Source organism: Gammaproteobacteria bacterium, assembly GCA_028817225.1.
Classification (GTDB): Bacteria; Pseudomonadota; Gammaproteobacteria; order Poriferisulfidales; family Oxydemutatoraceae; genus Oxydemutator.
The window spans coordinates 1-19,187 of record JAPPQC010000058.1; the positions used below are offsets into that span (position 1 = coordinate 1).

Genomic DNA, 19,187 nt, shown 5'->3' on the forward strand with positions numbered 1-19,187 from the left:
CGGCAGCGCAGGCGGCCATCTCAATCCTGACGGACTTGGGGCCGCCTGTCTCTTGTATTAGCAAAACCAATGAGTGAAATAATCAGCACTATGGCGTGGTATTATCCAGCACTTGCTTTCGCAGTAATATTCATTCTTGTTTTCAGGAAACCTATAGCCGAGCTTATTTCTGGTATTAAGTCTATTGGTAAATCTGGAATAAAAATAACACCTAATCCGGACGCACAACGCGAAGAAAAAGAACGGCGCCAAGAAGCCGTACGAGAATTGGTGGCCGTTATTGGGGAATCCCCAGTTTTATCTGACATTGAGAACGCAATAAAATCTGATTTGGAGGGCAAAGGGCTTGCCATCAAAGGGGACTTAGAGGACACAGTCGAAGTTTTAATCAAATATCTCGCAGCATCAAAAGCTCTGACAGAGTTTGAGCGGATACATGCTGTTATTTTGGGTAGTCAGATACGCCTCCTTAAAGATTTAAACGAAATTAGGGGGCAAGGCAGAACAGAGGAGTACCTCCAAAAGTACTGGGAAGGTGTAAAGGCGGCATTTCCAGAGGTACTCGGCGCGTGGGATTTGAAAAAGTACCTGGGGCTTTTAGTGGATTCGGGTTTAATTATTATGCAGGACAAAATTTATCACATCACCCCTCTTGGAATTGAATTTCTTACATGGATGTCTAGATATGGAAGATCTGAAAATAAAGCATTATAAAATCTCTGGCAAAGCGGCGAGGCTACCTATGCTTGCGTTTTCCTTGCCTTGTTTAATTCTGAAAAATGCTTCACTAGACCTTCCTCGAAAAGTGTTTGCAAGTCAGCAATATCCAATCTACTTCCACCAACTGTCTTGTCATCTATCTCAACAACCACAAGACTAGGGCCACCCAAATTAAATAAACTCACTTGATGTACAAACTCGCTACGCAGTTTGTAAAGAAACTGTGCCATCTCTTTAATTGACCCCATAGGTCTACTTTTTTTATGTCCCTCTCTGCGCTTCTTAATTTTTATTGTGCCGAGTAATTTCTTTTGGCTGCCTTCCGGCAGACGCTCAAAGAAAGCAACACAGCGGCGAATTGATCCATAAACCCTCTTGTACTCATTGTAGAGTTCTAACAGTGTTTTTTTATCGCAAATCGGGAATAATTTTGACTCTTGATTCTTTTCACACAACCACTGGTAGAAGTCTTGGTTTTTCTCATCTGACAAAGATTCGATAAGCGCAAACAATGATACAAGCTTGAGAGAGTTGTTTATGGAAACTTCAATCCGATTGTAATTTTTGACTTTCACATGCCAATCTCCTTGCTTGACAAGGAACAGGTAAAAAGCCGCTGCATCCAAGAAATCATCCTGGATAGAGGAATCGAGAGAGTCATAGAATTTTTCAAACTCATCTCGATCGTTACAAAAACGGTCCTCTAATGCAGTGAACGCATAACGCTTAAATAGTTTTTCTTTTTCAGGGTGCATAGGTAAATGGGGAGTGCTTTGGAAGGTTGCTACTTGTCATTTCTATCTATCGTTGTCTGATTAATGAGTTGACTAGTCCCTGTTAAGTTTGATGGTTTCTATACTCGGCATTGCCCCATCTGGAGATGAAACATAGCCGGTTTGGCCTGCTTCAAATATTGCTCTCGTTGTCTGGACTAAAATAGTTTCTCGAACTTGGTAATCTTTTGACGATTCAACAAATGCCTGAAACGTAGCGAGACTGTTTTCTCTGTGCTTGTTCAGCGTGTAAAGATGCATATTTGCATTGTAGTTTTTCACCACTTGATAAAAAACCACAGAGGCGAAAGACAGAAACAATATTTTTGAAAGAAAAATTTGCCATGAGATTTCAGAGGCAATCTCACTTTGTCTCTCATCAACTAATCCATCAAAAATCCACCATATAATAAAGCCAATTATGCCCACCGAAACAATTGAAACAATTAACCATGTGCGGGCAGTTCGCCTGTTTTTTTGTGCTTGATCGCCAAAAACTCCTGCAAATCTGCTTACTCCAGCAACTGCGGCGGCTTCCTGTACTATGTTTAGAGTTTCATTAACTTCCTCTTTTTGCCTTCGGACTTCATCAATTACCTTTTGGCCTTGTTGCTCCAATTCTTTCATTTTTTCAGGCGACACTTCCCGTTCCAATGCTGCAAACTTCAAGCAAGGAAACAAAAGAGAATAAAATTCCGCATAACTACTGCGAATATTCCCCGCAAATATATCCCGCGTTCTACCTGGATTGCCGACTTTTGCCGGATTAAACTTTTGTATATTGCGAACATTATTTTGAAAAGCATCAAAAAAATTCTCAATATGATTATCCGGATAGAAGGGCAGTTGTTCAAAAATTTCAGGATTGTCTTTCAGTATTTTTATACTTTCTAAAATAGTGACAATGTGTTTCTGAACATCAGAAAAAGGGAAATCCGTACCCTTTCTCTCCAAACTATCAACTTCAATCTCTCCCAGTTGATTCAGGATTTCTTTAATTTTTTCTACATTCATTGTTCATTTTCCCTCATGTAGAGATTCCCGGCCACACTGACTCCGTTTCACTGTAACCGGTAAATTGCGCCTGTGAACGATAGCCATTTTACCACTAACCGCCATAAAACAACTTCCAGACACACCGCCCATGACAGACAAGCAATGAATTAGTAAAATAACCCATCCATGGATTCCAACGCCAACCAATTTATCCAGTTCGCGCTTGAGCGCGAGGCGCTGAAGTTCGGCTCGTTTGAGTTGAAATCGGGCAGAGTCAGCCCCTACTTTTTCAATGCCGGTGTCTTCAATGACAGCGAGGCGCTGTGGCAACTGGGGCGCTTCTACGCACAGGCGATTGTGCAGGCAGACATCAAGTTTGATGTTCTGTTTGGCCCTGCCTACAAAGGCATTCCGCTGGTGTGCACGACCGCGATTTGCCTGTTGCGCGAATTCAATATCAACAAGCCTTTTTCTTTCAACCGAAAGGAAGTGAAAAGTCACGGCGAGGGCGGCTGGTTTGTCGGCGCGCCATTGGAAGGCCGGGTTTTGATTGTGGATGATGTCATCAGTTCAGGCGCCACCGCGCGCGAAGTCATTCCGCTTATCAGGGAGATTAGCGCGCAGCCGGTTGGCCTTGTTATCTCTTTTGACCGACAGGAAAAGGGCGAAGGGGAAGCTTCGTCGGTGGACGAGATGGGGAAGGAGTTCGGGGTGCCGGTGATTAGTGTTGCCAATGTTACGCAACTGGCTGAGACGGTGGCAGGGGATGCAAGGTATTCGGGGTTTATTGAAGGGTTGCGGGAGTATCAGGGGCAGTATGGAGCTGTTGCTGGTACAAAATAACATCAATGCAATCAAAGCAACACCATAATTGAGGAACTTAACCATGACTGCGGAAGAACCCAAAAAGTTTGACCTTTCTTCAATGGACATAGCCGATGCAAAACGCAAGCGGCTTAAACAATTTGTGCCGGAAGCCTTTACTGAGATAAAAGATGATGAAGGAAAAATCATTGAGGCTTTGGATTTCGAGCGGCTGAAAAGTGTGCTCGGGGAATTTTCCGATGTTTCCGAGCAGCCAAAGGAACGCTTTGGTATGACATGGCCTGACAAAAATAAGTGCCAGAATATTATTTCGTCCCCATCTATAGCAACGCTCAAACCAGACCGGAGTGAATCTGTGAACTTTGATGAAACTGACAATCTTTTCATTGAAGGAGACAATCTTGAAGTCTTGAAACTGTTGCAAAAAAGTTACAACGGACAGGTCAAGATGATTTATATCGACCCCCCATATAATACTGGGAACGATTTCATTTACCCTGATGATTACTCTGAGAGTTTGGAAACGTATCTTCGATACACTGGCCAAATTGATGAAGAGGGGCGTAAATTCTCCACTAACAAGACTGACTCAGGTCGCTCTCATACCAAATGGTTAAACATGATGTACCCAAGGCTTTATACGGCCCAGAATCTTCTTTGTGAAGATGGCATCATTTTTGTTTCCATTGACGACAACGAGGTACACAACCTGCGGATGCTGATGAATGAGATTTTTGGGGAGGAGAATTTTGTTGGCCAGTTTGTTTGGCAAACGAAACGGCCTGCAAGAGGGGTGCCACCTACGACAATGCTAATGTCAAACCATGAATATATGATTTGTTACTCTAGAAATATAGAAAGGGTCAAATTCAGGGGAGAAGACAGAAAAGAGGAAGATTTTGCCAACCCTGACAATGATCCTCGTGGCTTGTGGCGTTCAGAAAGCATGAGATCAACTGGTGCAAAAAGAAATCAATTTACAATCACCGATCCAAAGACCAAAAGGCAGTTTTCTGGTTATTGGGCGTTTTCCCAAAAGCGAGTGGAACAGATGATTGAGGATAATCTGGTCATTTTCCCCACGAAAAATGATGGTGTCCCTCGGCAAAAGAAATTCATTGACTCTTATAAAAATCCCAGGAAAGCCATTGTTACATCGCTTGGTTGGTTTTCTACGGAAAAGGCAACAAGGCAATTCATGGCCATGTTTGATAATGATAAAGTCTTTGACTTTCCTAAGCCGTTGGACGTTATAAAATTTATCGTCAGACAAACTGTAATGGAAGACGACATTGTCCTCGACTACTTCGCCGGCTCCTGCACTACAGCTCACGCTGTGCTTGACCTGAATAAAGACGGGATTAACCGTAAATTCATTTGCGTGCAGATGCCGGAACAGTGCGATGAGAAAAGCGAGGCGCGCAAAGCCGGCTACCAAACCATCGCCGACATTGGCAAGGAGCGTCTTCGCCGTGTTATCAGTAAAATAATAGAATCTAACGAGAGAAAGAACCAGAACACGATTGGCTTCAAGGTATTCAAATTAGACCAATCAAACTTCAAAGTGTGGGATAACACACCAGAGGACAGCGAGGAAGCAGTTAAAGAGCAGCTCAGGCTCCATGTTGACCATATCAATCCAGATGCCACTCAAGAGGATATCCTCTACGAGTTGCTTCTTAAGGCCGGGTTTCCACTGACAACAAATATTGAAAAGAAAGAAATGGCCGGGAAAACAGTTTTTTCAATAGAAGATGGCGTTTTGCTAATCTGTCTCGAAGAGGCGCTCACATCCGAAGTTATTCGGGCAATGGCCGAGGCTAATCCAATGCAGGTAATCTGCCTAGACACGAGCTTTGCGGGTAATGACCAACTCAAAACCAATGCTGTGCAAACATTCAAGTCCCGCACTACCGGTGATGAAACTCACCAACAAATCGTCTTTCGTACAGTTTAATCAAGGAGTCTGGACAGAATGAAACTTCGATTCGACGCCGACCTGGAACACCAGCGCGAGGCTATCGCGGCGATAGCAGGAGTCTTTGAGGGACAAGAAACCCCACAAAGCACCTACTCACAGGTCAGCCAAAGCCTGGGCAATGCGCTGTTTGCCGGCGTCGAGCACAGCGAATTGGGAGTCGCCAATGCTTTGAACATTGACGATAGCCGGATTCTGCAGAATGTACAGAGGATTCAAGAACAAAACGACATTGCAAGATCCTCTGCCTTGGTTGACGGCCACGACAGTGATTACAAGTTTCCGAATTTCACTGTGGAAATGGAAACCGGAACCGGGAAAACCTATGTTTATCTGCGGTCAATATTCGATCTTAACCGGCGATATGGATTCAAAAAGTTTATCGTGGTTGTGCCCAGCGTGGCAATTCGGGAAGGCGTGCTCAAAAGTCTTGAGATTACAAGGGAGCATTTCTCCGCGATATATAACAAAGTGCCCTATGACTACTTCGTTTATGATTCAAAAAAATTGGGCAAGGTTCGTCAATTTGCCACAGACAACATCATTAAGATTATGGTTATCAACATTGATGCAATTCGCGGGGACAAAAACACCCGCATCTTTGGCCAGGAACGTGAAGAGCTGGCAGGCCACAAGCCATCAGAGTATGTTTCGGCAACGCGCCCAATCCTGATAATTGATGAGCCACAAAGCGTTGACAACACTCCAATATCGCAAAAGGCAATCGAGACATTGAATCCGCTTTTTGCTTTTCGTTACTCTGCGACGCACAAGAATTTTTACAATCTGCTCTATAAACTCGACCCGGTGAGAGCCTACGATATGCGCTTGGTCAAACGAATAGAAATCAACTCTGTGCAAAGCGAAGAAAACTTTAACATGCCATATATCAGGCTTGACGCAGTTGATTATGATGAGGGGACAAAAACGCCTCATGCCAAGGTGACAATCCATGTAGATGGCCCCAACGGCTCCAAGAGCAAAAAGACCAAGATTAAGTACCGCGAGAATCTTTCGTCAAAATCAAATCGCTCTGATTACGCCGAAGGATTTATCGTCAAAAGTATTTCGGCAAAGCCGGGGCTTGAGCATATTGAATTTTCCAACAGCACAATAATCAAACTTGGTGAAGAACTTGGCGGCATGAGCGAAGAAGTTATCAAGGCGCAAATCCGGGATACTATTGAGCTTCATCTGGAGCGGGAGGAACTCTTCAAGAAAGAAGGTATCAAGGTGCTAAGCTTGTTCTTTATCGACAAAGTCTCCAATTACCGCACTTACGATAGCGGCATCCCTCAGAAAGGACGTTTCGCCGAATGGTTTGAGGAAATCTACACAGAATTGTCCAATGACCAATCTGCCGAAAAAGTGCATAACGGCTACTTTTCCCAAGACTCTAAAGGCCGTTCAAGAGACACCAGCGGGACCACGAAAACTGACGAGGACACCTATAACCTGATTATGAGAGATAAAGAACGCTTATTGGATGTGAGAGAACCATTGCGCTTCATATTCAGTCACTCGGCACTCAAGGAAGGCTGGGACAATCCGAATGTCTTTCAGATTTGCACACTCCGGAACATCGGAAAAGACACAGAACGCCGCCAAACGATTGGCCGCGGGCTTCGCCTGCCTGTAAATCAGGAAGGTGAACGCATCTTTGATGACAACATCAATCGCCTGACAGTTATTGCAAATGAAAGTTTTGAGGATTATGCCAAGGCTCTGCAAGCAGACATTGAGCATGATACAGGCATCCAGTTTGGCTACATAAAACCGGAAGCCTTCTCCAAGCTGATTTCTCCCGTCACTAATGAAGCCATTGGGCAGGAAAGGTCCAAGGACATTTGGGAAGAACTGGAAAAGCAGGGTTACATCAATGCAGAGGGAAAAATCCAGGACAAATTTGCGCCGGATTCACCGGAGTTTGTCCTGGATGTCGCAGATGAGTTCAAGACGATACGGCCAGCTGTCATTGACGAGATGAAGCACTATGTTTTCGAGAGCCGCATTGAAAACGCTCGCAAAAAAAAGCGAGTGAAGTATCGCAAGGAGGTCAAGACAAACCCCGACTTCATAGAGCTTTGGAAGCGCATCAGCAAAAAGACTTATTACTCGGTCAAATACAAGACGGATGAACTGATTAATGAGGCGGTCGAGGAAATCCGGGGCATGGCCGAGATTGAGGCAGTGCAAATCACACGGAAGATAACCGAAGCAAATATCACACGAGCAGGAGTCAAAGAAGAAAAAGTGCTGGATGAAACCACACGGGATGCCGACGCAAAAAAACAAATCCCCGATATTATGGCTTTCCTTCAGCGTGAGACTGAATTGACGCGGGGCACACTTCATAAAATCCTGCTGCACTCCGACCGGCTGAAAGACTTCTTGCGCAACCCGCAAGCTTTCATGACAGAAGTAGCCAAACGACTGAACGGGGTTCTTCACGGTATCGTCATTGATGGCATCAAGTACGAAAAAATCGGCGACCAGGCTTTTGAAATGCGACTCTTCGAGGAAGAAGATGAAAAGCATTTGGGAACTTACCTGGACCGGCTTTACAAGGTGCAAAATCAAGATCGGACAACGCATGACTACATTGTTTATGAGTCCAAAGTGGAAAAGGAATTCGCCGAGAAACTTGACAGCATGGATAGCATTCGCTTTTTCGTGAAGTTGCCGTCATGGTTCGTAGTGCCCACGCCTGTCGGAAACTACAATCCCGACTGGGCTATCGTTGCCAAAAAAGATGCCAAGGTGTATCTAGTTCGGGAGACCAAGGGCACTTTAGAGGAAGAGAAGCGCCGGCTGATAGAGAATCAGAAAATTAAATGCGGTGCACGCCACTTTGAAGCCATAGATGTTGACTTCGCGGTCTGCACAAACGTACGGGAAGCCTTTAAGAATGTGTTATAATGCATAATGCAACCTCAACCAGAAACACCGCACTGCCACCCCGAGATACCAAACTGGAGGAAAAAATGAAATTGGTTAATGTCCAAGTTGAGCACTTCCGGAACATTCTGGACTCAACCGAGGTTAAAATCCAGGATGATGTCACATGCTTAGTTGGCAAAAACGAGTCTGGCAAAACTGCGTTTTTAGAGGCGCTTCGACGCCTAAATGCTGGCCAACACACTTTGGGCTTCAACGCAAGCCAGCACTACCCCGCTTGGCTTGAAAAGAGGCACCGGAAGGAAGGGCGGAATATAGAGAATGCCAAGGCTGTCACAGCATCGTTTTCTCTCCAAGAAACTGACCAAAAAGCACTTGCTTCGCGGTTAGGTGAGGGCGTTTTCAAGTCAGCCGAAGTTCAAGTTAGCCGCACCTACGCGGGAACGTGGCTTTATGCGTATAAGGCAGATGAAAATCTGGCAGTTTCAAATCTGATTAGAGAAGTTGATTTGCCACAGGGCATTGCAGACAACATGAACAACTGTGAATCATTTGATCTGTTGAAAGAAGAAATTGAGAAACTAAAGGGTAACGGCGATGAACAGACGAATGTCGCTTGCGAAAAACTCAATCAAGAAATTGGCAATTATTTTGGGAGCGTTGACAACTTTGGGAAATTAGTTAGAGGAGAGATATACAAACTCCTCCCAAAATTCTTTTACTTCGCTGAGTACAGTAAGTTACCGGGTATTGTGAAAATCCGAGAGCTGCTTGAAACCGATGACTCAGAAATTAATGACGGTCAACGGACAGCAAAAGCACTGCTAATGCAGGCTGGTGCCGAAGATGATTACCTCTTGGCCTCTGACTATGAAACGCGTAAGCGAGAACTGGAGAATGTGGCTAACGCCATTACCCATGAGGTTATGGAATACTGGACCACGAACTCAAATCTTCAGGTTGAAATCGACATTTCAGCAACCACTGTGGATAGCGGGGAAGGCCGGAAGGCCGTATTAGACAAGTTGCATATTCGGATGCGAGACAACCAGCACATGCTGTCTCTCCCCTTTCAAGAACGTTCATCGGGCTTCCAATGGTTCTTTTCCTTTTTGGCGGCATTCTCGGAATACGAATATAGCAAAAAACCAGTCATCATTTTGCTGGATGAACCAGGTGTCGGGTTACATGCTCGCGCACAAGCTGATTTTCTGCGATTTATTGATGAACGTTTGGCTAAAAATTGTCAAGTCATCTATACGACACACTCTCCATTTATGATTCAACCAGGCAAGTTAGAGCGAGCGCGTGTAGTCGAAGACCGGGGGCCTGACACAGGCTCCGTAATTTCTGATAACGTTTTCACCACCGATTCAGACTCACTTTTCCCTCTGCAAGGTGCATTGGGCTACGATTTGGCTCAGCACCTGTTTATTGGGCCTGACAATCTTGTGGTTGAAGGCCCATCGGACTACATCTATTTGTCAGTGCTGTCAGCACATCTCATAGAAAATGGCAAAGAGGGCTTGGATGAGCGATGGACTATTACTCCTGTCGGTGGTGCTGACCTCGTCCCTACCTTTGTGGCGCTGCTCGGACGGAAAAATCTGAATTTCTCGGTTTTCGTTGATTCGCGCAAAGAGGGTCATCAAAAACTTCAGTCACTTGCCGACCAAAAATTTCTGGCAGAAACACGTATCATCACTGTAGGACAAATCCTCGAGCGCCAGTCGGGTGACATTGAGGATTTGTTCTCGCCAGAAGATTATCTGAAAATGTATAACGCAGCGTTTAACAAGTCATATCAAGCTTCAGACCTTACCGGCAATGATCCTTTTGTAAAACGGATTGCCCGCAAGGAAAACATAGGGCGATTTGACCATGGAAGACCAGCCGAGATACTGATGCGAAAACGTGATGAAATACTGCCATCTCTTTCAGAAGAGACCCTCCAGAACTTTGAAAAGTTGTTCTCATGCATCAATTCAACACTCCCAAATAGAGGATGAAATCTATAGTGATTCTGACATTCCAGTTACTCTGAAAATCAGTGTGCCGCCGGTAGAAACTGAAATAGATTGCCTTGTCTATGCACTGTATGGCCTGACTTCCGAAGAAATTCCGGCAGCAGAGGGGTTGCAATCGTAGATAATTTTGACAATATACCCCTGAGTACCCCCACCCACCACCTCACATGGAGCATGAGGCCATGAACAATCTGAGACTCAGAGTTGAGTTAAATAAAGGAGGCGTCGGCATTCCTTTGGATCAGCTTGGGAACATCGTCAAGAAGACTCAGCAATTCTTGACCGCAGCCGGTGAAGACATCGGATTCGAGGGCGACCCCGGCGACTGGGTTGCACACAACTTCGAGGACGGTTCTGTCGTGTTTGACTGCTCCCGATTAGATGAACAGACTCAAGATATTATGGATTACGGCTACCAGGTTCTCAGAAACGTTATGGAGAATGACCTTTCTGACCCAGAGCTGAATTTGCGGATTAGTGACGCCACCCGTATTCGTTACGCAAGAATCTCGGAAGCGATTGCCCCGAATGAAACTGTCTCGCTTGGTCTTTATCGAGGCGAAAAAGATGTGCCCTCCAAGCAGTTTGAGTTAACCAAAGAGTCGGCCACCAAAATAATGGAAATGGTGCCGCAAATTGCCAATTACTATGGAGAGATTCAAGGAATTGTTCATGCTTTCTACAAAGAAAGCAAACGCCCCAAGCTGGCTGTCCGGGAGAAATCCACCAATGTCTTAGTCGATTGCTTCTTTAAGCCAGACCTGTATCAGGACGTGATTAAAATGTTGCGCGAACCAAGCGCAGTAATCTTTGTTGAAGGCGAGGTCGCTGAGGATAGAGAAAGTGGCCTGATTAAATCCATTGAAGTTTCTAAATTTCACATTGCGCCGGATTTCGATGAAGCGCTGTTTGAACAATTCATTGGTAGCCAACCAGATTACACCGGCAAGTTGACGACAGAGGAGTTTATAGAAATGGTGCGCAGCGATGACTGACTTGAATAAAGTCTATATAGACGCCTGCCTGTTTATCAACCTGGCTAAACACGAATTAGTGATGGCATCTAAAGATGTAAATGAACGCAACGCCTGGCTCACAAAACGGTTCATCAAAGCAGCCAAAGACAAAAATATTCAAGTTCTCACATCGTCGCTCTCAATCGCCGAATGCACCCACATCAAAGGCAAAGGTAGTCCATCAGATGACGCCAGGCAATTTTTTGATGGTTTGCTCGCTTCCGGCAGAAGTGGGGTTGACCTGGTACAACCGACACTTACCATCATAAGGAAAGCCCGTGATCTTCGCTGGATTCACGGCATCCCCCTGAAAGGCGCCCTTGATGCAATTCATGTTGCATCAGCATTAGACAGGGAATGTGGTGAGCTTCTTACCACAGACAAGAAAATTCTCAACAAGAACAGCAAGCTTCATAAGTTGGGGCTTAAAATATGCGAACCAGAAGAAACAACCCTGTTGCCGGACAAGTACCGGCAAGAGGATTTAGATTTTTGATGCTAAACGCACCCGGCTTCTTTCATTATTCGTTCTACCTTTTCCACTTCGCGGGCCATGCCAATCTTTGCAAAGAGATTGCACGACTTCCTCCACAACTCACAAGCTTCCGCTGTATTACCTTCGGCTAGAGATACATCCCCGAGATTTTTGTAACACGTTGCCACACCTCTCTTAAGGCCCAACTCTCTGTCAATCTCCAACGATTTATGAAACATCTCCCTTGCCTTAGTCAGATTGCCCTGAACGCGGAACATAACGCCCAAGTTGCCGTAAACGTTGGCCATAATCTGCTTGTCCTCTAATTCTTTACTAATCTTCAGTGCCTCGCGATACATTTCTTCTGCTTGTACAAAGTTATACTGCTGCAAAAATATATTTCCAAGGCTACCGTAGTTGGCCGATATACCCTCCTTGTTTCCCAGCTCTTCATGAAGTAACAAGGATTTATGATACATCTCTTCTGCCCGGTCTAAATTGTCCCACTCTTGGAACAAATTTCCAAGACTGCTGTAGCAATTTGCCACACCTCTCTTGTGACCCAACTTTGTATAAGTCTTCAACGATTTACTATGCATTTTCTTCGCCTGTTTCAAATCACCCCGGATTTTAAACACAGTCCCGAGATTGCCGTAGTCATTTGCCATACCCTCCTCGCGGCCCAACTTTTTGTTAAACGCCAATGATTTGCGATGCATTTTCTTCGCCTCACCCAAATCACCCCGGATTTGGAACACAATCCCGAGATTGCCGTAACTATTTGCCATGCCCCCCTTGTGCCCCAGCTCTTCATTAAGTGCCAATGATTTACGATACATTTTCTCTGCCCCACTCAAATCGCCCCGAATTTGCAACACACTCGCGAGATTTCCGTAGTTATCTGCCATGCCCTTCTTGTTCCCCAATTTCCTGTGGATTACCAACGCTTCTTGGAGCATCTCCTCTGCCTGATTTAAACCACCATAAGCAAGAAACACAGTCCCGAGATTACCCAAAGCAATAGATTGAAGTTCACTATCATTATTGTTAATGCCCAATTGAAGCAATTTCTGGTAAGCAGATTCAGATTGTTTCATCTCACCAACGCGATACAGCAAATGGCCCAAGCGGTTCCAGGCTTCCGCGTTATCAGGATCAAGGCTGATAGCATCCTTATAAGCACCTATTGCCTTTTGTGTGTCATGATAGAAAGCGATGGCGCCTATGTGACAGGCAGCGCGGGCAGCTTCGCGCAAGGCTGCCTCCCCTTGCGCCCGACACTCATCAAGAATGTCCTGGAATAATGCTTCAGCGGCTTCGGCACGGCCTTCTGCCAATTCCGCCAGCGCTTTGTCAAAAAGCGCAGGATTGTCAGCCGTGCGAGAGCGTTGATGCAAATCGGTAATGGCTTCAGCAAGTGCCTTCTGCCGCTCAGCGTTTTCAACCTCGACTCCAGCGATTTTCTTTCGCAGCTCAGCAATTTCAGACTCTGCCCTACCAAGCTGGGCCTCTGTCCTGCCAAGCTGACGCGATGCTTGGACATATTTTTCAACGAGCTCATTTACATCAAGGGAAATATTTTGTTTGCGATGAAATGCTTGGTCCAAAAACGAAAGTACTGGACTCAAACGCGGAAATTTTTGGTGCAAAAACGGGGATACTCGGTCCCATAACGCACCAAGCACTTTGCCTAATAAAGTTTTAGCTATCCATTCATGCATATCACAAACCCCAACGGCCACCTACCGTATCATAGTCCCCACCCCCTCATCCGTAAGCAACTCCAGCAGCAACGCATGTTCCACCCTCCCATCAATAATATGCGCCGAACGCACCCCGTTCTTCACACTGTCAAAAGCACAAGTCACCTTCGGCAGCATGCCCCCATGTATCACGCCCTGCTTCACCAGTTTGGCGACTTGGCTCCAGGTGGTTTCTGAAACCAGCGTGCCGTCGGTGTCCAGCAGGCCGACGGTGTTTGTCAGCAGGATAAACTTCTCCGCCTTCAGGTAGGTGGCGATGCCGGTCGCGGCCAGGTCGGCGTTGATGTTGTAGGCCAGCCCGTCCTTGCCGGCGCCGACGGGCGCCACCACCGGCACGGCGGACTGGCGGTGCGCGAAGTTCGCCAGGCGGTAACTCACCGCCGCCACCTCGCCCACCTGGCCCAGGTCTTCGCCGCCGGCGTGCGCCAGTTTGCGCGCCACAATCACATCGTCGCCGTCGCTGCCGCTGAAGCCCTTGGCGTCGCCGCCGTGCGAGACGATGGATTCCACAATGCCGCGGTTCACCTCGGCCAGCGTCTCGGCCACCACGCGCATCGCCGCGGCGTCGGTCACGCGCATGCCGTCCACAAAGCGCGTCTCAACGCCGGCGCGCTCCAGGTTTTGCGAGATGCGCGGGCCGCCGCCGTGCACAATCACCGGGTTCATGCCCACCGCTTTCAGCAGCGTCACATCGCGCGCAAAGCCGTGGCGCAGTTTGTCGTCGGTCATCGCGCTGCCGCCGTATTTGATAACGATGATGCTGTCGCGAAAGCGCTGAATGTAGGGCAGCGCCTCGCTCAGTATCCGCACCCTTTGTCCCGGTTGCTTCATCCGCCCGCGCCCGCTAAAACGGAATGTCCAGCGCCGGTTCCACCCGCAGCAACTCGGCGCGAAACAGTTGCTGCAATTCGTGCAGCCGCTGTTCGCTCTCGGCCTCAAAGCGCGCCACCAGGCACGGCGTTGTGTTGGAAGCCCGCACCAGCCCCCAGCCGTCGTCAAACTCCACGCGCACGCCGTCGGTCAGGTCCACGCGCCCGCCGGCGCCGGCGCCGGCAAGGCGCGGCGTGCTGCGCGCAAAACGCCGCATGAAGTCGTGCTGGCGCCCCTCGCGCTCAAAATGAATGTTGATCTCCGGCGTGCCGAACGCCTGCGGCAGGTCGCCGAATATCTCGCTGCACCGGCGCCCGTCGGCGGCGACAATCTCCATCATGCGCGCGGCGGCGTAGAGGCCGTCGTCAAAGCCGTACCAGCGGTCGCGGAAGAAGATGTGGCCGCTCATCTCGCCGGCCAGCAGCGCGTTTTTCTCCCGCAGCATGGACTTGATGAACGAATGCCCGGTGCGGCTCATATACGCCCTGCCGCCGCACTGCTCCACAATCTGCGGCAGGTGGCGCGACGACTTCACATCGTAAATCACCGCGGCGCCGGGGTTGCGGCGCAGCAGGTCGCGCGCATACACCATCATCTGCCGGTCGGGCCAGATAATCTCGCCGCGCTCGTCCACCACGCCCAGGCGGTCGCCGTCGCCGTCAAAGGCAAAGCCGATGTCCAGCCCGTCGTCGCGCACCCGGCGCTGCAACGCGGCCAGGTTGGCGGCCACGCTGGGGTTCGGGTGGTGGTTCGGAAAGCGCCCGTCCACATCGCAATACAAACAGGTGAGTTCGCAGTCCATGCGTGAAAACAGCGCCTTTGCCGCAGGCCCGGCGGCGCCGTTGCCGCTGTCCACCGCAATGCGAAGGCGCCGCGCCGGGCGCACATCGTCGGCCATGCGCGCGACATAATGTGAAAGCACTTCGCAGCGCTGCGCGCCGCCTTCGCCGCCTTCAAAGCGCCCGCCCTCAATGGCGGCGCGGACTTGCTGAATGTCGTCGCCCGCCAGCGTGTGGCCGCCGATCATCATCTTTACGCCGTTGTATTCGGGCGGGTTGTGGCTGCCGGTAACCATCAGGCCGGAGCCTTCGCACAGTTCGTGCGCGGCGAAATACAGCAGCGGCGTCGGCGCCTGGCCAATCTCGACCACATCGGCGCCCGACGCGCGCAGGCCGGTGCACAGCGCGGCGGCCAGGTGTTCGCTCGACAGCCGCCCGTCATAGCCGACGGCGACGGCGGGCAGGCCGGGGTAGAGCGTCGCCACGGCGCGGCCAATGGCGCGCATCGTGCTGTCGCCCAGTTGCTTGCCGACAATGCCGCGCACATCGTAGGCGCGGAAGATGTCGCCGCTGCAATGCATGTTCATGGCGGCGCGCGTCAGCGCCTGCCCGAATGCCCGAAGCCGCCGTTGCCGCGCGCGCTTTGTTCAAAGTCGCCCACCACCTCAAAGGCGATGCGCGCCGTCGGCACAAACACCATCTGCGCGATGCGCTCGCCCGGCTCGATGCGGTAGGTGCGCGCGCCGCGGTTCCAGCACGACACCATCAACTGCCCCTGGTAGTCGGAATCAATCAGGCCGACGAGGTTGCCGAGCACCACGCCGTGCTTGTGCCCCAGCCCCGAACGCGGCAGGATAACGGCGGCGTATTGCGGGTCGGCGATGTGGATGGCGATGCCGGTGGGAATCAATTCCACGGCGCCGGCGGCGAGCGTCATCTGCGCGTCTATGCAGGCGCGAAGGTCCACGCCGGCGGCGCCTTCCGTCGCGTATTCCGGCAGCGGAAAGTCGCGCCCGACACGCGGGTCCAGAATCTTAACCTGTACGGCCTTGTTCACGCGCCTGCGCGTTGTGCCGGCGTTGGCATTGTTCGGCCACGCATTCCATCAGTTGCGCCGCCAGTTCGGTTTTGGAACAGGGGCCGAAATGCCGGGCGCCGCCGCCGCGCCAGTACACATCCACTTCGTTTTGGTCGCTGTCAAAGCCGTAGGGCGCGCCGTCGCCGACGCGGTTGGCGACGATGATGTCGAGTTTCTTTTGCAGCAGTTTGGCCTTGGCGTTGGCCTCAAGCGCGTGGGTCTCGGCGGCAAAACCGACCAGAAACAGCCCCGGATGGCGCCGGCTTGCGGTTTCCAGGATGTCTTCGGTGGCGGCCAGCGCCAGCGTTTCCGGTGCGGCGGCTTTCTTTATCTTGCGCGGCTGCGTCTGCGCCGGGCGAAAGTCGCTGACGGCGGCGCAGGCGATGAACAGGTCGGCGTCTTGCAGTTCGCGCCGCACCGCGGCGGCCATGTCATGCGCCGACACCACATCCACGCGCGCCACCGCGGCGGGCGTCGGCAGCGACACCGGGCCGGCGACGAGCACCACATCGGCGCCCATGTCGCGCGCCGCCTGCGCCATCGCAAAGCCCATGCGCCCGGAACTGTGGTTGGTCAGACAGCGCACCGGGTCAATCGCCTCGCGCGTCGGCCCGGCGGTGATGACGGCCTTGCGCCCGCGCAGCGCGCGTTCGCCGAGCAGCACCTGCACATGCCGCGTAATCTCGTGCGGCTCGATCATGCGGCCTTCGCCGAGGTCGCCGCAGGCCTGGTCGCCGCTGGCAGGCCCCCACACCAGCACGCCGCGTTCGCGCAGCGCGGCGGTGTTGGCGCGGGTGGCGGCGTGTTCCCACATCTGCCGGTTCATCGCCGGCGCAACCGCCACCGGCCCGCGTGCCGCCAGGCAGACCATGGACAGCAAATCGTCGGCAATGCCGTGCGCGAGTTTCGCCAGCGCGTTGGCGCTGGCCGGCGCAATCAACACCAGGTCGGCCCATTGCGCGAGGTCAATGTGCTTCATGCCGCCGCCGTCGGCGTCGCTGAAGGCGTCGCTTTCCACCGGCCTGCCGGCAAGGCTTTGCAGCGTCAGTTCGGTGATGAAGGCGCGCGCGGATGCGGTCATCACAACGCGCACATCGCAGTTCGCGCGGCGCAATTCGCGTATCAGCGTGGCGCTTTTATAGGCGGCAATGCTGCCGGTAACGCCGAGCAGGATGTTACGGCGTTGCGGGGGTTGTTGGGGGGTGGTCATACGGGCAGCGACAGTGTTGCAGGCCGGGTTTGTTGGCGGCGGTTCGGGCGCGGCGGGGTTTGCCGTGAGGCGGATATGCGGGCGGACCAAGCCTGCTGGCGGCGGTTCAGGCGCGACGGGTTTTGTGGCGGGGTAGCCATAGTGAACAGTTTATCCAGTCAGGGGCCTGGTTTCAAATCAGAAAGGCAGTTTCAGTTTGTCGCGGACTTTGTCGAGCAGTTCCTGTGCCTTCTCGCCGGTCTCTTCCAGTTTCTTGATTTTCTCCCTGGCCCGCTCCAGTTCCTTGTCCACTTTCTCCTTGGCCCTGTCCACCCTCTCCCTGGCTCTGCCGAGTTCCTTCTCTATTTTGTCTTTGGCGCGTTCAGTGAGTTCTTGTATCTTGCGGACAAAGTCGGGCACGGGGATGTCGTAATCCAGATTGTCGAGAGGCCCGGTGATGCGGACGGGAATGCGCCGGTCGCCGCCTTTCAGTTGCAGATGCAGCGTGTAGTCGGCGGTCATGCGCGCAAAGTCCAGTTGGCCCTCGCCGGTGGCGTTGAACAGCGGCAGTTTGGCGGACAGGTCGGCGTTGCGCCCGACGCCGTTTTCCAGCGCCAGCGTCGCGCGCACCGACTCAATCACCAGCGCATCGCCGCTGACGGCGGGCGCGCGGTTTTGCAGGAATGCGGCGACGGTCTCGGCGGTCTTCAGAAACGCGCTGCCGCCGGCGCCGACAAACCGCCCGTCTTGCAGCGCCAGCGTGATGTCGCCGCTCAGCGAACGCCGCACATCGCCGTCGCCGCCGATGGCTGTAGAAAACCGGTCGGTGTTCAGCGTAACGCCGCGCAGATGAACGCCGTCGGTAACGCCTTTCATGTTGCCGTCCACATCAAACTCGGCGGCCAGGTCTTCCAGTTGCACGCGCGTCTCAAAGTCGGAAGACACATCGGTCTCAAAGCGGCGCACTTGCAAACGCCACGCATCGCCGTTGCGTTCGTCCTTCCACGCAACCGACACATCCTCCAGTTCAACCCGCCCAAGCGCCCCTAATAGCAGCGCGCCGCTGCTGCCATCGTTGCCGCTGCCGCTGCCATTGCCACCGGTGCGATTGCTGCCGCTGTCGCCAGTGCCGTCGGCACCATTGCTGCCGCCGCCGGCACGCGCGGGCGTCTCCCCGGCTCTGTTCCTGCCACTCGCAGACATCTCCCGGCCACTGCCGGTGGCACGCGACCGCCCCACAAGGTCTTCCCAGTTGCCAACACCGCTGCGGTTTTGCACCAGTTTCAGATGTGCGCCCTTCAGCGCCACACCCGCCACCTGCACTTCGCCCGACAACAGCGGCAGCAGCCGGACAATCACCCGCGCCTCGTCCACTTTCAGAAAAGGCCGCTTGCCAAACCCGCGCGCATCGGGCATCTCAACGCCGCCAATCGCAAACCCGATGTCCGGCCAAAGCGACAACTCCATGTCGCCGCCAATCCGGAACGCGCGCCCGGTCTGGCCGGCGACATAATCCGAAACCTCGGCCTTGTAATCATTCGCATCAAACACCGACACAAACACCGCCCCCGCGCCCACCACGAGCACCCCCAACACCAGCACCGCCACCAGCAGTTTTTTCAGCAATTTGGCCATCAGACGAGATTTCCCGCCGTTAGTTTAGACCAAAACCCATGCCCGCCCTGACTTGACTATTGGCGGCCTGTATGTCAATAATTGCCATTAAACCAGATGGTCACCCGTGTTATATGGGCGATTGCGACAAAATATGTCATAATTCCACCTGAAATGAGGCAAGAA

General features: G+C 51.3%; 15 protein-coding genes. 7 read left to right on the plus strand and 8 right to left on the minus strand.

The window, feature by feature from the left end; genetic code table 11:
* Positions 1–69: 69 nt before the first annotated feature.
* Positions 70–714, plus strand: coding sequence for a hypothetical protein (locus tag OXU50_08225; protein MDD9869854.1), 645 nt, complete (start codon positions 70–72; stop codon positions 712–714).
* A gap of 26 nt (positions 715–740) precedes the next feature.
* On the opposite strand, the gene OXU50_08230 is transcribed toward OXU50_08225, so the two are convergent.
* Positions 741–1,475: a hypothetical protein gene (locus OXU50_08230; protein MDD9869855.1), complete on the minus strand. Its 735-nt coding sequence runs from the start codon at positions 1,473–1,475 to the stop codon at positions 741–743.
* A 72-nt stretch (positions 1,476–1,547) separates the two neighbouring features.
* Positions 1,548–2,507, minus strand: coding sequence for a hypothetical protein (locus OXU50_08235; protein MDD9869856.1), 960 nt, complete (start codon positions 2,505–2,507; stop codon positions 1,548–1,550).
* Between the two features lie 168 nt (positions 2,508–2,675).
* Here OXU50_08235 and pyrE point away from each other — a divergent pair, with 168 nt between their 5' ends.
* From pyrE to OXU50_08265, 6 genes are all read left to right on the plus strand, one after another.
* Positions 2,676–3,332, plus strand: a complete 657-nt coding sequence (pyrE, locus tag OXU50_08240) for an orotate phosphoribosyltransferase (protein ID MDD9869857.1) — start codon at positions 2,676–2,678, stop codon at positions 3,330–3,332.
* 43 nt (positions 3,333–3,375) lie between these two features.
* The gene (locus tag OXU50_08245; protein ID MDD9869858.1) at positions 3,376–5,271 is read left to right on the plus strand and encodes a site-specific DNA-methyltransferase; all 1,896 of its coding nucleotides are present in this window, start codon (positions 3,376–3,378) and stop codon (positions 5,269–5,271) included.
* A gap of 18 nt (positions 5,272–5,289) precedes the next feature.
* Positions 5,290–8,211: a DEAD/DEAH box helicase family protein gene (locus OXU50_08250; GenBank protein ID MDD9869859.1), complete on the plus strand. Its 2,922-nt coding sequence runs from the start codon at positions 5,290–5,292 to the stop codon at positions 8,209–8,211.
* 65 nt (positions 8,212–8,276) lie between these two features.
* A complete protein-coding gene (locus tag OXU50_08255; protein MDD9869860.1) occupies positions 8,277–10,199 on the plus strand; it encodes an AAA family ATPase in 1,923 nt (640 codons plus the stop codon).
* A 200-nt stretch (positions 10,200–10,399) separates the two neighbouring features.
* On the plus strand, positions 10,400–11,212 hold the full coding sequence (locus OXU50_08260) for a hypothetical protein (GenBank protein MDD9869861.1): 813 nt from the start codon (positions 10,400–10,402) through the stop codon (positions 11,210–11,212).
* Positions 11,205–11,729: a PIN domain-containing protein gene (locus tag OXU50_08265; GenBank protein MDD9869862.1), complete on the plus strand. Its 525-nt coding sequence runs from the start codon at positions 11,205–11,207 to the stop codon at positions 11,727–11,729. Before OXU50_08260 ends, OXU50_08265 begins: the two co-directional genes overlap by 8 nt.
* A 2-nt stretch (positions 11,730–11,731) precedes the next feature.
* On the opposite strand, the gene OXU50_08270 is transcribed toward OXU50_08265, so the two are convergent.
* The 6 genes from OXU50_08270 to OXU50_08295 all read right to left on the minus strand — a co-directional run bounded on the left by OXU50_08270 (position 11,732) and on the right by OXU50_08295 (position 19,022).
* A complete protein-coding gene (locus OXU50_08270; protein MDD9869863.1) occupies positions 11,732–13,450 on the minus strand; it encodes a tetratricopeptide repeat protein in 1,719 nt (572 codons plus the stop codon).
* Positions 13,451–14,281, minus strand: coding sequence for an acetylglutamate kinase (gene argB, locus OXU50_08275; protein ID MDD9869864.1), 831 nt, complete (start codon positions 14,279–14,281; stop codon positions 13,451–13,453). It abuts the gene before it with no gap.
* A 34-nt stretch (positions 14,282–14,315) separates the two neighbouring features.
* A complete protein-coding gene (locus OXU50_08280) occupies positions 14,316–15,707 on the minus strand; it encodes a phosphomannomutase/phosphoglucomutase (protein ID MDD9869865.1) in 1,392 nt (463 codons plus the stop codon).
* An 11-nt stretch (positions 15,708–15,718) separates the two neighbouring features.
* A complete protein-coding gene (gene dut / locus OXU50_08285; protein MDD9869866.1) occupies positions 15,719–16,177 on the minus strand; it encodes a dUTP diphosphatase in 459 nt (152 codons plus the stop codon).
* The gene (coaBC, locus tag OXU50_08290; protein MDD9869867.1) at positions 16,155–17,408 is read right to left on the minus strand and encodes a bifunctional phosphopantothenoylcysteine decarboxylase/phosphopantothenate--cysteine ligase CoaBC; all 1,254 of its coding nucleotides are present in this window, start codon (positions 17,406–17,408) and stop codon (positions 16,155–16,157) included. The genes dut and coaBC overlap by 23 nt, the downstream gene beginning before the upstream one ends.
* Before the next feature lie 177 nt (positions 17,409–17,585).
* Positions 17,586–19,022, minus strand: a complete 1,437-nt coding sequence (locus OXU50_08295; GenBank protein MDD9869868.1) for an AsmA family protein — start codon at positions 19,020–19,022, stop codon at positions 17,586–17,588.
* Between the last annotated feature and the right edge of the window lie 165 nt (positions 19,023–19,187).